This window comes from Achromobacter deleyi (assembly GCF_902859705.1).
In the GTDB taxonomy this organism is placed as follows: domain Bacteria; phylum Pseudomonadota; class Gammaproteobacteria; order Burkholderiales; family Burkholderiaceae_B; genus Achromobacter; species Achromobacter deleyi.
Genome location: NZ_CADIJO010000001.1, coordinates 80,201 through 96,228, shown reverse-complemented (window position 1 = coordinate 96,228; position 16,028 = coordinate 80,201). Strand labels below are relative to the sequence as shown.

At 64.1% G+C, this 16,028-nt stretch carries 12 protein-coding genes and 1 tRNA gene; 3 read left to right on the top strand and 10 right to left on the bottom strand.

Annotation, left to right across the window (positions count from 1 at the left end):
* Positions 1-150: 150 nt before the first annotated feature.
* Positions 151-2,313 carry a polyribonucleotide nucleotidyltransferase gene (gene pnp / locus HV798_RS00445; protein WP_175190889.1) on the bottom strand — a complete coding sequence of 721 codons (2,163 nt, stop codon included), beginning with the start codon at positions 2,311-2,313 and terminating at the stop codon, positions 151-153.
* A 90-nt stretch (positions 2,314-2,403) separates the two neighbouring features.
* Entirely contained in the window at positions 2,404-2,673 is a 270-nt protein-coding gene (gene rpsO / locus HV798_RS00440; protein ID WP_006223612.1) for a 30S ribosomal protein S15, read from the bottom strand.
* Between the two features lie 271 nt (positions 2,674-2,944).
* Here rpsO and HV798_RS00435 point away from each other — a divergent pair, with 271 nt between their 5' ends.
* Positions 2,945-3,463, top strand: coding sequence for a hypothetical protein (locus HV798_RS00435; protein ID WP_175190888.1), 519 nt, complete (start codon positions 2,945-2,947; stop codon positions 3,461-3,463).
* 69 nt (positions 3,464-3,532) lie between these two features.
* Here HV798_RS00435 and pssA read toward each other — a convergent pair whose 3' ends face one another.
* The 4 genes from pssA to HV798_RS00415 all read right to left on the bottom strand — a co-directional run bounded on the left by pssA (position 3,533) and on the right by HV798_RS00415 (position 7,850).
* Entirely contained in the window at positions 3,533-4,306 is a 774-nt protein-coding gene (pssA, locus tag HV798_RS00430; RefSeq protein WP_025136926.1) for a CDP-diacylglycerol--serine O-phosphatidyltransferase, read from the bottom strand.
* 181 nt (positions 4,307-4,487) lie between these two features.
* A complete protein-coding gene (gene ilvC / locus HV798_RS00425; RefSeq protein WP_175190887.1) occupies positions 4,488-5,504 on the bottom strand; it encodes a ketol-acid reductoisomerase in 1,017 nt (338 codons plus the stop codon).
* 74 nt (positions 5,505-5,578) lie between these two features.
* Positions 5,579-6,070 carry an acetolactate synthase small subunit gene (gene ilvN / locus HV798_RS00420; protein ID WP_006217868.1) on the bottom strand — a complete coding sequence of 164 codons (492 nt, stop codon included), beginning with the start codon at positions 6,068-6,070 and terminating at the stop codon, positions 5,579-5,581.
* 10 nt (positions 6,071-6,080) lie between these two features.
* Positions 6,081-7,850, bottom strand: a complete 1,770-nt coding sequence (locus HV798_RS00415) for an acetolactate synthase 3 catalytic subunit (protein WP_255358781.1) — start codon at positions 7,848-7,850, stop codon at positions 6,081-6,083.
* A 462-nt stretch (positions 7,851-8,312) separates the two neighbouring features.
* Here HV798_RS00415 and HV798_RS00410 point away from each other — a divergent pair, with 462 nt between their 5' ends.
* Positions 8,313-10,535 (top strand): FUSC family protein, encoded by a 2,223-nt coding sequence (locus tag HV798_RS00410; RefSeq protein ID WP_175190886.1) that lies wholly within the window; start codon positions 8,313-8,315, stop codon positions 10,533-10,535.
* 69 nt (positions 10,536-10,604) lie between these two features.
* On the opposite strand, the gene yaaA is transcribed toward HV798_RS00410, so the two are convergent.
* From yaaA to HV798_RS00395, 3 genes are all read right to left on the bottom strand, one after another.
* The gene (yaaA, locus tag HV798_RS00405) at positions 10,605-11,375 is read right to left on the bottom strand and encodes a peroxide stress protein YaaA (RefSeq protein ID WP_175190885.1); all 771 of its coding nucleotides are present in this window, start codon (positions 11,373-11,375) and stop codon (positions 10,605-10,607) included.
* Positions 11,376-11,389: 14 nt separating this feature from the next.
* A complete protein-coding gene (locus tag HV798_RS00400) occupies positions 11,390-12,172 on the bottom strand; it encodes a 3-hydroxybutyrate dehydrogenase (protein WP_025136921.1) in 783 nt (260 codons plus the stop codon).
* 149 nt (positions 12,173-12,321) lie between these two features.
* Entirely contained in the window at positions 12,322-13,593 is a 1,272-nt protein-coding gene (locus HV798_RS00395; RefSeq protein WP_175216318.1) for a cation:proton antiporter domain-containing protein, read from the bottom strand.
* 251 nt (positions 13,594-13,844) lie between these two features.
* On the opposite strand from HV798_RS00395, the gene HV798_RS00390 reads away from it, so the two are divergent.
* Positions 13,845-13,935: transfer RNA gene (locus HV798_RS00390), tRNA-Ser, on the top strand.
* Positions 13,936-14,023: 88 nt separating this feature from the next.
* Here HV798_RS00390 and HV798_RS00385 read toward each other — a convergent pair.
* Positions 14,024-15,652 carry a methyl-accepting chemotaxis protein gene (locus HV798_RS00385; protein WP_175190883.1) on the bottom strand — a complete coding sequence of 543 codons (1,629 nt, stop codon included), beginning with the start codon at positions 15,650-15,652 and terminating at the stop codon, positions 14,024-14,026.
* Positions 15,653-16,028: the final 376 nt, after the last annotated feature.

Below are 16,028 nucleotides of genomic sequence, written 5' to 3'. Positions count from 1 at the left end.
CGCTCGTCTCGTACGCGCAAGACTTTACCGTAAGGCACGCGAAGATGGGAGATGCCGGAGATACCAAGACGAAAGAAGATGAATCAGCCCCGCGCGGGCAATAAAAAACGGCGCCTTGCGGCGCCGTTCTCGACAAGCTTGCAGCAGGCCTTATTCGGCTTGCGATTCGGCTTGCGGGGCTGCTTCGGGCGCGGCAGCGGCTTGCTGCTGCTCGATGCCGCCGATGGCCTTGATGGACAGGCGCAGGCGGCCCTTGTCGTCGGCCTCGATGACCTTGACGCGGACTTGCTGGCCGACCTTCAGCACATCGTTGATGTTCGCGATGCGGTAGTTGGCGATTTCCGAGATGTGCAGCAGGCCGTCGCGGCCCGGCAGCACTTGCACGATGGCGCCGAAGTCCAGCAGACGCAGGACCGAACCTTCGTAGATCTGGCCCACTTCGACGTCGGCGGTCAGCTCGACGATGCGGCGCTGGGCTTCTTTGGCCTGCGCTTCGTCGACGCTGGCGATCACGATCGTGCCGTCGTCGGAGATGTCGATCTGGGTGCCGGTTTCTTCGGTCAGCGCGCGGATGGTGGCGCCGCCCTTGCCGATCACGTCACGGATCTTCTCGGGGTTGATCTTGATGGTCAGCATGCGCGGGGCGAAAGCCGACAGCTCGCCACGCGAACCGTCCAGCGCTTCCTTCATCTTGCCCAGGATGTGCAGGCGGCCTTCGCGGGCTTGCGCCAGCGCCACTTGCATGATTTCCTTGGTGATGCCCTGGATCTTGATGTCCATCTGCAGTGCGGTGACGCCGTTTTCGGTGCCCGCGACCTTGAAGTCCATGTCGCCCAGGTGATCTTCGTCACCCAGGATGTCCGTCAGCACGGCGAACTTGCCGCCGTCCAGGATCAGGCCCATGGCCACGCCGGCCACGTGATCCTTGACCGGCACGCCAGCGTCCATCATGGCCAGCGAGCCGCCGCAGACCGAAGCCATCGACGACGAGCCGTTGGACTCGGTGATTTCCGACACGATGCGGATGGTGTACTGGAAGTCTTCCGGGGCCGGCAGCAGCGGAATCAGCGAGCGCTTGGCCAGGCGGCCGTGGCCGATTTCGCGGCGCTTGGGCACACCGATGCGGCCCGTTTCGCCGGTGGCGAACGGAGGCATGTTGTAGTGCATCATGAAGCGGTCACGGTACTCGCCCATGAGCGCGTCGATGATCTGTTCGTCTTGCTTGGTGCCCAGCGTGGCCACGACCAGCGCCTGGGTTTCACCACGGGTGAACAGGGCGCTGCCGTGTGCACGGGGCAGCACGCCCAGACGCACGCTGATCGGACGCACGGTGCGGGTGTCACGGCCGTCGATACGCGGCTCGCCGTTCAGGATCTGGCCGCGGACGATTGCCGATTCCAGCGAGAACATGATGTTGTCGACGGTGACGGCGTCAGGCAGCGACTCGCCCTTTTCAGCAGCGGCGGCGGCCAGCTTGGCCGACACGTCGGCCGACACTTCACGCAGCTTGGCGGTGCGGGCTTGCTTTTCGCGGATCTGGTAGGCGGCGTTCAGGCCTTCCTGGGCAGCCGAGGTCACGGCGGCGATCAGGGCTTCGTCCTTGGCAGGCGCTTGCCAGTCCCAGTCGGGCTTGCCGGCGTCCTTCACGAGTTCGTGAATGGCGTTGATGACGGCTTGCATCTGCTCGTGGCCGTAGACCACGCCGCCCAGCATGATTTCTTCGGACAGCTGTTGGGCTTCCGATTCCACCATCAGCACGGCGTTTTCGGTACCGGCAACCACCAGGTCCAGCTTCGAGGACTTCAGCTGCGAAGCCGTGGGGTTCAGCGCGTATTGGCCGTCGATGTAGCCCACGCGGGCGGCACCGATGGGGCCATTGAACGGGATGCCCGAGATGGCCAGCGCGGCCGAGGCGCCGATCATGGCGGCGATGTCGGGATCGATTTCAGGATTGACCGACAGCGTGTGGATGACCACCTGGACTTCGTTGTAGAAGTCTTCGGGGAACAGCGGACGCAGGGGACGGTCGATCAGGCGGGAGGTCAGCGTTTCCTTTTCGGACGGCTTGCCTTCGCGCTTGAAGAAACCACCGGGGATACGGCCCGCGGCGTAGGTCTTTTCGATGTAGTCGACGGTCAGCGGGAAAAACGTCTGGCCCGGCTTGGCCTTCTTGGAAGCCACGACAGTGGCCAGGACGACGGTGTCCTCGATCGACACCACAACGGCGCCGGAGGCCTGGCGAGCGATTTCGCCAGTTTCCAGGACGACCGTATGCTGGCCGTACTGGAACGATTTTGTCACTTTATTGAACATGACGATTATTCCTTACAAATGAAAAACCGTGGCCGTCGCGACATACGTCGCACCGACCACGGTTGCGTCATGGGGAGCCAGCCCCGTCGATCACTTGCGCAGACCGAGTTTTTCGATCAGTGCGCGGTACGAATCGGGATTGCGGCCCTTGAGATAGTCGAGCAGCTTGCGGCGACGGCTGACCATACGCAGCAGACCGCGGCGCGAGTGATGGTCCTTCATGTGTTCTTTGAAGTGACCGGTCAGTTCGTTGATACGGGCGGTGAGCAGAGCCACCTGAACTTCGGGGGAGCCGGTATCGCCTTGAGCGCGTTGGAACTGCGCAACGATATCGGATTTCTTGATGTCAGCTACAGACATTGATGACCTCTTCGGACATGCGACAGGGCCGAGGCGCCCTGACGTGGTTTGGAAAAATTCGCGGCTGGCCAAGCTTTTAATTGCGTTCTCACTGCAGCTTGCCGGCGCAAAGCATCGTGCACAGTCACCTTGCAAAACTGCCACGCAAAGTCGATGCACGCGATAAAGCTCGATGATTATAGCTGATTCGCTAGAATTACCCCAGTGGCGGCGCAAGGCCTCCTGTCCAGCGACCGCCCCCGCCCCTGCCGGCGGCAAGAGGAGCAACAATATGTCAAAACGTTACAACTTTGCCCGCATCACCCTGGCCGCTGCCGCGCTGGCCAGCCTGGCTGCCTGCGCCAATCTTGCCCAGGTCGCCCCCGGCACGCCCCTGGCCGACGTGCAGGCCCAGTTCGGCACCCCCAACTTCGAATGCCCGCAGGCCGGCGGCGGGCGCCGCGTCATCTGGACGCAACAGCCCATGGGCCAGTACGCCTGGGGCGCCAACGTCGGCACCGACGGCCGGGTCGACCGCGTCCTGCCGCTCCTGACCGACGCCCACTTCAAGGTGCTGGAACAGGGCCAATGGGGGCCGGACCGCGTGCGCTGCGAATTCGGCCCGCCCGCCCGCATCGAAGAAGCCGGCCTGGGCGAAAAACGCGAAGTCGTGTGGTCCTACCGCTACAAGGAAAGCGGCGTCTGGAATTCCCTGATGTATGTGTACATGGGCCGCGACGGCAATTCCATGACCCACTTCCATCCCGGGCCGGACCCGATGTATGACGATGACCGCTTCATGTGGCGGTGACCCGTCATTGAAGCCATCCCATGAAAAACCCGCCTTCAGGCGGGTTTTTCATTCGTGCGGGCGTCCGGATCAGGACGACTGGCTGCGGCGTTCCTGTTGCAGGCGGCGCGCGCGGTTCCAGCGCCAGGCCCAGATGACCCAGCCCGAAAACCCGTACAGCACGAACAGGCCGAACAGCACCACCGGGGGATCGCTGGACACGAACACGAACACCGCCACCACCAGCAAGATGCCCCAGAACGGCACGCTGCGACCCAGTGCAAAGCTCTTGCCACTGAAGAACGGCGCATTCGACACCATGGTGATGCCGGCGTACATGGTCAGCGTGAACGCCACCCAGGCCATCACACTGTCATGGATGGGCAGCTTGTTGTCCACGGCCAGCCACACAAAGCCGGCCACCAGCGCCGCCGCCGCCGGGCTGGGCAGCCCCTGGAAGTAGCGCTTGTCGACCACGGCAATATTGGTATTGAAGCGGGCCAGGCGCAGCGCGGCGCCCGCCACGTACACGAACGCGGCCAGCCAGCCCCAGCGGCCCAGGTCGTTCAATATCCATTCGTACATGACCAGCGCCGGCGCGACGCCGAACGAGGTCATGTCCGACAGCGAGTCATATTGTTCGCCGAACGCAGACTGCGTATTGGTCAGGCGAGCCACCCGGCCGTCCATGCCGTCCAGCACCATGGCCACGAAAATGGCGATGGCGGCGACCTCGAAGCGGTTGTTCATGGCCTGCACCACGGCATAGAACCCCGCGAACAAGGCCGCGGTGGTAAATGCATTGGGCAACAGGTAAATGCTTCGGTGGCGGTTCTCGGAATCGCGCATGGAAAAATTGGGCATAGTCTCAATTACTTACGACAGACATTGAAAGGTTAACTCATCTAGCCGACAAGCGGGCCGCAGCAAGGGCCATGCCTGGCTCGATAAGCCCCCCAACTCCGAAAATAAAAGCGGCATGCCCTCGCAGGCATGCCGCTTCGACCCGTGCGCGCGGGGCCAAAGCCCCGCGCAGATGCCAGGATCAGTTCTTGGACTTGTCCACCAGCTTGTTGGCGGCAATCCAGGGCATCATGGCGCGCAGCTTGCCGCCCACTTGCTCGATCTGCGATTCCGCGTTGATGCGGCGGCGCGAGGTCAGCGTCGGGGCGCCGGCGGCGTTTTCCAGAATGAAGCGCTTGGCGTATTCGCCGTTCTGGATGTCCGTCAGGCACTGGCGCATGGCCTTGCGGGTTTCGTCGGTGACGATCTTCGGGCCGGTTTCGTACTCGCCGAATTCGGCGTTGTTCGAAATCGAGTAGTTCATGTTGGCGATGCCGCCTTCGTAGATCAGGTCGACGATCAGCTTCAGTTCGTGCAGGCACTCGAAGTACGCCATTTCGGGCGCGTAACCGGCGTCCACCAGCGTGTCGAAACCGGCCTTGATCAGTTCGACGGTACCGCCGCACAGCACGGCCTGTTCGCCGAACAGGTCGGTTTCGGTTTCTTCGCGGAAGTTGGTTTCGATGATGCCGGCACGGCCGCCGCCGTTGGCGCTGGCGTACGACAGAGCGACGTCACGGGCAGCGCCCGACTTGTCCTGGTACACGGCCACCAGGTGGGGCACGCCGCCACCTTGCTTGTACGTGTTGCGCACCGTGTGGCCGGGGGCCTTCGGGGCGATCATGATGACGTCGATGTCTTCGCGCGGCACGACCTGGCCGTAGTGCACGTTGAAACCGTGGGCGAAAGCCAGCGCGGCGCCCGCCTTGATGTTGGCGTGCACTTCCTTGTTGTAGACCGAAGCGATGTTCTCGTCGGGCAGCAGCATCATGACGATGTCGGCCGACTTGACGGCCTCGGCGACTTCCTTGACTTCCAGACCGGCGTTGGCGGCCTTGTTCCACGAAGCGCCGCCCTTGCGCAGGCCGACGATGACCTTCACGCCCGATTCATGCAGGTTCTGCGCATGCGCGTGACCTTGCGAACCGTAGCCGATGATGGCAACGGTCTTGCCTTTGATGAGGGAGAGATCGCAGTCTTTGTCGTAGAAAACTTTCATGTTGTGCTCCAGATTCCAGTATTTGGATATTCGATGGGTTCAGATGTAGGGTGCGGCTTGGCCTGGAAGGCCGGTCAAATCTTCAAAATCCGTTCACCGCGGCCGATGCCGGACACGCCGGTGCGTACGGTTTCAAGGATGGCACTGCGGTCCAGGGCTTCCAGGAAGGCCTGTACTTTTTCCTGCACCCCGGTCAATTCGATGGTGTAGGACTTGTCGGTCACGTCGATGATGCGGCCGCGGAAGATATCCGCCATGCGCTTCATCTCTTCGCGTTCCTTGCCGACCGCGCGCACCTTCACGAGCATCAGCTCGCGCTCGATGTGGGCGCCTTCGGTCAGGTCCACGACCTTGACCACGTCAACCAGGCGGTTCAAATGCTTGGTGATCTGCTCGATGACTTCATCCGAGCCGGTCGTGACGATGGTCATGCGCGACAGCGTGGCGTCTTCGGTGGGCGCCACGGTCAGGGTCTCGATGTTGTAGCCCCGCGCGGAGAACAGGCCCACCACGCGCGACAGCGCGCCGGGTTCGTTCTCGAGGAGGACGGAAATCACGTGCTTCATGGGGGCCTCCTTACAGGTCTTCAGAGCCAAGCAGCATTTCGGTCAGCCCGCGGCCGGCCTTGACCATCGGCCACACGTTTTCGGTGCGGTCGGTGATGAAGTCCAGGAAGACCAGGCGATCCTTGTGCTTCTTGAAGGCTTCGCGCAGCGCCGGCTCGACATCCGCCGGGCGTTCGATGCGCAGACCCACGTGGCCATAGGCCTCGGCCACTTTGACGAAGTCGGGCAGCGAATCCATGTACGACTCGGAATAGCGCGAACCGTAATCGATCTGCTGCCACTGCCGGACCATGCCCAGGAAGCGGTTGTTCAGGCAGACGATCTTGGGCGTCAGGCGGTACTGGGCGCAGGTCGACAGTTCCTGGATGTTCATCTGGATCGACGCTTCGCCGGTGATGACGGCAATGTCATGCCCCGGATTGGCCATCTGCACGCCCATGGCGTACGGCAGGCCCACGCCCATCGTGCCCAGGCCGCCGGAATTGATCCAGCGGCGCGGCTTGTCGAACTTGTAGTACTGCGCCGCCCACATCTGGTGCTGGCCCACGTCGGACGTGACGAAAGCGTCGCCGCCGGTCACTTCCCAGAGCTTTTCCACCACGTATTGCGGCTTGATGACTTCGTCCGAGTTGGCGAACTTCAGGCATTCCTTGCCGCGCCAGGTCTCGACCTGCTCCCACCACTTGGTGATGGACGCCGGCTTGTGTTCGGCGGCGGCGACCTCGTACTGGGCGCTCAGGTCGGCCAGCACATCCTTGACGTTGCCGACGATCGGGACGTCCACGCGCACGCGCTTGGAAATCGACGACGGGTCGATATCGATATGGATGATCTTGCGGGCGTTCTGCGCAAAGTGCTTGGGATTGCCGATCACGCGGTCATCGAAGCGGGCGCCGATGGCCAGCAGCACGTCGCAGTGCTGCATCGCCATGTTGGCCTCGTACGTGCCGTGCATGCCGGGCATGCCCACGAACTGGCCGCTGCTGGCGGGGTAGCCGCCCAGGCCCATCAGGGTGCTGGTGCAGGGCGCGCCCAACTGCGACACGAGCTTGTTCAGCTCGGGCGCGGCGTTCGACAGGATGACCCCGCCGCCGGTGTAGATCATCGGCCGCTCGGCGGCCAGCAGCATCTGCACGGCTTTCTTGATCTGCCCCTGGTGGCCCTTGTTGACGGGCGCGTAGGAACGCATCGAGATCTCGCCCTTGGGCGGGGTGTACTTGCACTGCGCGACGGTGATGTCCTTGGGGATATCCACCAGCACCGGGCCGGGACGGCCGGTACGCGCGATGTAGAACGCGCGGCGCATGGTTTCGGCCAGGTCCTTGACGTCACGCACCAGGAAGTTGTGCTTGACGCAGGGACGCGTGATGCCGACGGTGTCGCATTCCTGGAAGGCGTCCTCGCCGATGGCCGCAGTGGGCACTTGCCCGCTGATGATGACCATGGGGATGGAATCCATATAGGCGGTGGCAATGCCGGTGACGGCATTGGTCACGCCCGGTCCGCTGGTCACCAGGCAGACGCCGACCTTTTGCGACGAGCGCGAATAGGCATCGGCGGCGTGCACGGCGGCTTGCTCGTGACGAACCAGGATATGCTGAAATTTGTCTTGCTTGAAGATCGCGTCGTAGATGTAAAGCACAGCGCCGCCGGGGTAGCCGAAAACGTGTTCCACGCCTTCATCGGCCAGGCAGCGCACGACGATATCGGCGCCATTCAGTTCCATGTTGTATTTCCTTTCAGTACCGGCCCTGCAACCCTGACTGCTGCCCGCCCGGATACGGCGGCAACGGAACCCATACCGGCTACGACAACATGATCCGGCGCTTAGCGGCTCACGGAGCCACGCCACCCGGACACCTTGCCGACCCGGCACACGCTCGACAGAACGCAGTGCAAACGCCCCTGGGGGACGCTGGAGGTCGAAATGGAAGCCTTGGCAACACACGCTTGTGGCGCGGCCAACGGCAGGTGTAACTGCTGCAGGATGGCTGGGAGGTGACCCTGACCATCCGCCTCAACGCGCCGGTTTCGGATAGGCAGACCGGCGCAAGTGGAGCAATTTACCGCGTTGCGGCAAAGGTAGCAAATCGACGGTTTTCGAACCGTTGCGAGAAGGTTGCAGGGATGTCGTTTGGTCCGGATTCGTAAAGGTTGCGGGAAACTCCGTAACCATCTGACCCCAAAAATCCGGCCGCTCTCTCTATACTTGTTTGGTCTTTCGCAATCGAACACGCGCCCCATGGATCTGCGCATTGCCAGCATTCGCCGTTTCCTCTACAGCCACTACTTCTTCGGCGGAGTGCGGCAGGGGGTGGGCATGCTGTTGCCGGTGCTGGTGCTGGGCGGGCTGTTCGGCCACTACACCACGGGCCTGGTCGCCACGTTCGGCGCACAGTGCCTGGCCATCATCGACCAGCCCGGCGGCCCGCAGCGGCACCGCACCAACGAAATGCTGGGCGGCGCGGCGCTGGGCACACTGACCGTCATCATCACCGGCCTGGCCTCCACCCACCCCGTGCTGATCTGGCTGGTGGTCATTGCGCAGTGCTTCGTCTATTCCATGTTCACCGTGTTCGGCAAGCGCGGCGGCCTGATCGGCTTTGCCGGCCTGCTGCTGATGACGCTGACCATGCATTCGCCGCTCGAACCGCACGAGGTCCTGGCGCATGCCGCTGCCACGCTGGGCGGGGCGCTGTTCTACGTCGTCTTCAGCCTGGGCTTCTCGCGCCTGTTCTGGCTGCGCGAAGAACAACAGGCCATGTCGGTGGCGCTGTTCGCCACGGCCGACTACGTCGCCGCGCGCGCCGCCTTCTATGACGAAACCGCAGACCTGGACGAGGCCTACCGCAACCTGATCCAGCGCCAGTCGGTCATGACCGAAAAGCACCAGGCCGCGCGCGACATGGTGCTGCGCGCCCTGCCCCGCGGCAAGGGCATGGGCGACCGCCAGCGCGTGATGATCTGGAACATGTTCGTGGACATGCTGCAGCTGCTCGACACGCTGGTGGCCACGCATACCGACTACGCCGCGCTGCGTCGCGCGCTGGCCGGCAATGACTGCCTGATGTTCATGCGCGACGCGCTGGTGAAGATGTCGCTGGAACTGAACCGCATCGCGCTGGACGTGTCGCGCGGGCGCAAGGTGCAGTACCGCAGCAGCGCCAAGGCAGAATTGCGCGCCATCGAATACGAGATCGAACAGCTCAAGCAGCAGGGCCTGGGCGAACGCGAACCGGAAATGCTGGCCCTGATCGTGCAAGTGCTGCGGCGCCTGCGCAATTCCGCCCGCATCGTCGACCGCCTGGCCGACCATACCGCGGCCTCGCCGCACGCCAAACCCACCGACGTGCTGCGCATCAACAAGTCGCTGACCCGCTTCATCTCGCGCCAGGAATTCCGCTTCGGGCTGCTGACCAGCAACCTGCGGCTGGACTCGCCGCACTTTCGCTATGCGCTGCGCGTCACCGCCGCGGCCGCCATCGCCATGACGCTGGCCAGCCGCTGGCTGTCGCCCGCGTTCTCGGCGCACAACTACTGGATCATGCTGACCATCGTCATCATCATGAAGCCGGGCTTTGCGCTGACCCGCCAGCGCAATGGCTGGCGCCTGATGGGCACCCTGATCGGCTGCATCTGCGCCCTGCTGCTGTTCAACGTCACGGATCGGGCCGAACTGCTGTTCGCCGTACTGCTGGCCGCCTGCATCATGGGCAACAGCCTGGTGCAGCTGAACTACATGGCCAGCGCCATCTTCAACACGCTGTTCGTGGTGCTGGTGTTCCACTTCGTCTCGCCCGGCACGGTATCCATGGCGGTGATCGGCGAACGCGCCATCGACACGCTGCTGGGCTGCGCGCTGGCGCTGGTGTGCAGCTACATCCTGCCCTGGTGGGAGGCGCGCTATCTCAAGCCGCTGGCCGCGGCCGCCACGCGCGCCAACCGCGAATACCTGATGGCCGGCCTGCGCTACGTCGAAGCCATGCAGGCCCACGGCGCGCCGGTCGGGGCCAGCGCCGACGAGATTCCGGCCGTCACCGACGCCGACCTGGCCTGGCGGCTGGCGCGCAAGAACGTGCACATTGCGTTCAGCAACTTCGCCGAGGCCTTCTACCGCATGATGAGCGAGCCGAAATCGCATCAGGTCAGCGTGCCCGAACTGAACAACCTGCTGATCCAGAACCACGTGCTGGCCTCGCAGATCACCGCGGCCATCCCGATCCTGGCGGCCCTGCCCGCCACGCCCGAAGCTGTGCAGCAAGCGCTGACCGGCATGGTCGACCTGCTGGACGAAAACCGCGCCCAGCCACCGTCCAACCTGCCCACCCAGTTCGACACCGAAGGCGAACAGGCGGCGCTGGTGTATCCGGTCAAGCAGATGCTGAAGGCGGCGCACATGATTCGCCAGGAACTCCACGCCCTGGCGGACCCGCAGCATGCGCCGCCGGTGGCAGCGCCGGCTTGAGATCAGGCTTCGCAGAAAACAAAACGCCGGCCCCGCAAGAGGCCGGCGTTTTCACTTCGATGGCGCCGCTCAGACCTTGCGGCGAAACACCAGCTTGTCCTCGGACGAGGCCGAGGCGTCGAACTTGTAGCCTTCCAGGTCGAAGCCGTGCAGGCCTTCGGGCTTGGCGACCTTGTGCTGGATCGCGTAGCGCGCCATCAGGCCGCGTGCCCGCTTGGCATGGAAGCTGATGATTTTCCAGGCGCCGTTCTTCCAGTCCTGGAACACGCACTGCACCACGCGGGCCTTGAGCGCCTTCAGGTCGACCGACTTGAAGTATTCCTCGGACGCCAGATTGACGATCACCGGCGCCTTCTGACCGGCCTGCCGCTCGTTCAGGTAGTCGGCGATGCCGCTGCCCCAGTACTCGTAGAGGTTCTTGCCCTTGGACGTTTCCAGCCGCGTGCCCATTTCCAGGCGGTACGGCTGCATCAGGTCCAGCGGCCGCAGCACGCCGTACAGGCCGCTCAGGATGGCCACGTGCTCTTGCGCCCAGTCCAGCTGCTTGGCCGACAGGGTCGAGGCATCCAGCCCTTCGTAGACATCGCCATTGAAGGCCAGCACGGCCTGGCGCGAATTGGCCTGCGTGAACGTGCGCTTCCAGTGCGCGTAGCGCTGCACGTTCAGCTCGGACAGGGCCGGGCTCAGGCTCATCAGGTCGGAGATATCGTCGGCGCTCTTGGTCTTGAGCACCTTGATCAGGCCGGCGGCCTGGTCCACGAACAACGGCTGGGTATGGGTCTCGACGTGCACGGGCGAGTCATAGTCCAGCTTCTTGGCGGGGGAAAGCAAAAACAGCATTCGAAGTTCCTTTATCAGCGCGCCGTCCAGCCGCCATCGACGGAAACGGTCGTACCAGTGATTTGCGCGGCGGCGTCGGACGCCAGGAAAACGGCCGTGCCGCCCAATTGCTCGGGCGTGACGAACTGCAGCGACGGCTGCTTTTCGCTGAGCAGGTCGCGGGCGGCGGTTTCCTGGTCGACGCCATTCTTTTCGGCCAGCGCCGAGATCTGCTTTTCAACCAGGGGCGTGCGCACCCAGCCCGGGCAGATGGCATTGGCGGTGATGCCCTGGCCGGCGGTTTCCAGGGCCGTCACCTTGGTGAAGCCCACCACGCCGTGCTTGGCGGCCACGTAGGCCGACTTGTTGGCCGAGGCCACCAGGCCATGCGCCGACGCGATGTTGATGATGCGGCCGAAGCCCTGCTTTTTCATGTGCGGCAGGGCCGCCGCGGTGCCGTGGAACACGGCCGACAGGTTCAGCGCCAGGATGGCGTCCCACTTGTCGGCGGGAAAATCCTCGATCAGCGCGGTGTGCTGGATGCCGGCGTTGTTCACCAGGATGTCGATGCGGCCGGCCTGGCGCACGGCGTTGTCGATCAGGCCGCGCACGGCATCGCCCTTGGACAGGTCGGCGCCGTCGTACAGCACCTTGACGCCATGCTGGGCCGCCAGGGCCGCGCGCAGCTTCTCGATTTCGGCGGCATCGCCGAAGCCATTCAGGACGATATCGGCGCCTTGCTGGGCCAGGGCCGTGGCGATACCCAGGCCGATCCCGCTGGTGGAACCGGTGACGACTGCGACTTTTCCTTTGAGCATAGATATTCTCCTGTGGCGGGGCGCGGAATGCGGGCGGCGGCCGAAACGCGCCGGCCGGCGCCGCGGGCGAAACACGGGCTGAAAAAACAGCGTCAAGTGTAGCTGCCCGGCAAGGCGCCAATCATGCCATGCCCCCACGGCCCGCGGGGTCAAGCGGCGGGCTTGTCCGGTTGCGGCCGGGCCGGCTGCGCGCCCTGTCCTGCCGGCGGCGGCTCGACGCCGGGCGGCGGCGAACCAGGCTCGGATTCGGATTCGGCCGCAGGTTCCACGACCGGCAGATCCGCCATGCCGCCCAGGCGCTCGGGCACGCGTTCGAGCAGCTTGATGAGAATGGGCACCACGCCCATCGATATCGCCACCACCACGGCCAGCACGTCGCGCTGGTCCAGGTCCATCAGGTGGTTGCTCCAGGCCTCGTTGAAGATCGCGAAACTGAATTCGCCGCCCTGCGCCAGCACCATGGCGAACAGCAGGCGGTGATACCGCGGCAGCCCCAGGAAGCGGGCAAAGGCGTAGAGCACCCCCGCCTTGACCATCAGCAGCGCCGTCACGCCGGCCAGGATGAAGGCCCAGTGGTCCGCCACCACGTGCAGGTTCACGGACATGCCGATGGCCACGAAGAACAGCCCCAGCAGCAGGCCCTTGAAGGGATCGATGGCCCTTTCCAGTTCGTCGCGATAGCGCGACTCGGCCATCAGCACGCCGACCAGGAATCCGCCCAGGCCCGCCGACAGCCCCGCATAGTTGAACAGCTGCGCCGTGCCGATCACCATCAGCAGCGCCGCCGCCGTGAACAGTTCGTTCACCTGGGCCTTGGCGGCCCAGCCCAACAGGCGCAGCCGATAGGCCACGGCCACCACCGCCACCGCGATCAGGGCTTCCTTGAAGGACGGTTCGGACGCGCTGCCCGCCCCCAGCAGGCCGGCCGCGACCAGCATGGGTATCGCCGCCATGTCCTGGAACAGCAGCACCCCCAGCGCCGACCGGCCCATCGGGGTGCGCGTCAGCCCGCGTTCGTCCAGCAGACGCAGGGCCACGGCGGTCGATGACAAGGCCAGCGACAGCCCGCACAGCACCGCCGCCTGCCACTCCATGCCCGCCAGGTGGCGCAGCGCCGCGCCGAACACCAGCCCCAGCAGCAGGCCGCACACCAGCATCTGCAGCGAACCCAGCGCAAACACCTCGCGGCGCATGGCCCACAGCCGCTTGGGCGCCAGTTCCAGGCCGATGATGAACAGCATCATCACCACGCCCCACTGCGACACGTTGACCATGTCGCCCACGTCGGTCACCAGCTTCAGGCACGACGGCCCCACCAGCACCCCGGCCAGCAGGTAGCCCGGAATGGCCCCCAGCCCCAGCCGCTGGGTCAAGGGAACGCACAGGACAGCGGCGAGCAACAGGATGAGGATCAGGTTCATCGGGGCCAGGCGACGGGGACGAGACAGTCCGATTCTGCGCAAAGAATGCCCGCCGCGAAAGCCGATGAAACTCCCTGTAGCCGACGAAACCGAGGGGCTTTACACAAATTATTTTTTTGCTGTAGAATTGCGGGCTTCGCTGCTCCGACAACGCAGATTCTTCCGACCAGGGATCTGATTGTGAAAGGAAAGGCGCTGATGGCCTAACCCCCATTTGCGCAAGACCAGACGCCGTTACGGAATCCAGCCACGGAGAGGTGGCAGAGTGGTCGAATGTACCTGACTCGAAATCAGGCGTACGGTATCCCCGTACCGTGGGTTCGAATCCCACCCTCTCCGCCAGTATTCCAAAAAGGCCAATCCCTCGGGATTGGCCTTTTTCTTTCTCAGCCCAACGTCTCAGCCCAACGCCCGCAGGCGCTGGACAGACTCAGTACGCCGCGATTCGCAGCGCGGGGCCCGACGGATGGTCGGTCGACCCCGTGGATGCCAAGGCCGGCCGACCCGCCACCTGGCTGCCGCCCGGCAGCTTGAAGGCGCTGACGGCTCGCGTGAGTTCCGCCGCCTGGTCCTGCATGGAACCTGCCGCCGCGGCAGCCTCTTCCACCAGCGCGGCATTCTGTTGCGTCACCTCGTCCATTTGAGAGACAGCGCGGTTGACCTGCTCGATGCCGTCGGCCTGCTCGGCGGAGGCGGCGGCGATCTCGCCCATGATGTCGGTCACGCGCTGCACCGAACTCACGATTTCCTGCATCGTCGCGCCCGCGCGTTCCGCGCTGCCCGATCCCTGGCGGATCTTGGACACGGTGTCTTCGATCAGGACCTTGATTTCCTTGGCCGCCTGGGCGCTGCGCTGCGCCAGGGTGCGCACCTCGGCCGCGACCACGGCGAAGCCCTTGCCTTGCTCACCTGCCCGCGCGGCTTCCACCGCGGCATTCAAGGCCAGGATGTTGGTCTGGAAGGCAATGCCATCGATCACGGAAACGATATCGGCGATCTTGACCGAACTGGCCGAGATCGCGCTCATCGTGCTGACGACCTCGGAGACGGTGGCGCCGCCCCGCGATGCGGTGCCCGACGCCGCCGCCGCAAGCTGGTTCGCCTGCTTGGCGCTGTCGGCATTCTGCTTCACGGTGGACGACAGCTCCTCCATGGACGCAGCGGTTTCTTCCAGCGACGCCGCCTGCTGCTCCGTACGGGAAGACAGATCGGTATTGCCCGCCGCGATTTCACCCGATGCGGACGCGATGCTGTCGACACCGGTGCGGATTCTGGCCACGGTACCCACCAACGTGGCATTCATGGATTGCAGCGCCTGCATCAGCTGGCCGATCTCGTCGCGCGAAGTCACGTTGATGTTGCTGGTCAGATCGTTGGCAGCCACCGTGCGCGCCACGCGCACCGCCTGCGACAGCGGCCGGGTAATGCCGCGCGTCAGCAAGACCGCCAACAGCAGGCCGCTGACGACCGCGAGGGAGCCGATGGCGATCATCCAGAAATTGGCCGCCCCATACGCTTTCTCGATGCCGGCGCCTTGCGCGTCGATATCGGCACGCTGCAGATTGGATAGCTTCGTGATCTGGTCGATGAATTGGCGCGTGGCCGGCAGGAATTCCTGCGTGAAGATCTTGTTGGCCGCTTCCACATTGCCTTCCTGCTTGGCCTTGAAGATGCCATCGCGCGTACGCAAGTATTCCGCCCGCGATTTGCCGATGCCTTCCCAGAGCTGCCGCTCTTCGGGGCTTTCGATCATGGGTTCGATCTTTTGCTGCAACGCTGACGAATTGCGCGTGGACGTGGCGGCCTCTTCCGCGAAGAAGCCAGCCAGGCTGGCGTCGGCGCTCTTGGCGATCGCGGTGGTGCGGGTAACGCCCGTCTGGATATTGCGGGCCCAATCGTTGATCAGGCGCTCTTTGATCAACGACCGCTGCGTGACGGTCTCGACCGATGCGTTGATGTTGGCCAGGCTCACCAGCCCCACGATGCACATCGTGAGAATCATGGCCAGCAAGACGGCAAATCCACCCGCCAGGCGGGTTCCAAGCTTCAAGTTATTCATACTGCCTCCAGCTGCCACCCAGGCAGGATCGAAGGCATGTTCCGGCGGTTGCAGTGGCATCGCATGAAACTGCGCTGCCAATGTCGACCAGATGCCCGCAAGCCCTGGATGGTCCGCCCCTAAATAGTAGTCATCATGCGTCAAGGAAAGTGCCGCCGGAGAGTTCGAATTCGAGGATTCTCGCGAGGGTCCCGATGATGCTAGCAGTCCGGATTTCGCCGACATCCGGCGAAATGCAGACCTATTTGACGGAAGTTCCCCTGTTTGCCTCATCCGCCCCGGCGGGCGAGCGCCCATCTTGCATCCGCCGGCCTGCCCGCACGTTGACGGCGCGCAAGAAAAAGGCGGCCCGACGGGCCGCCTTGCTCATCGATGC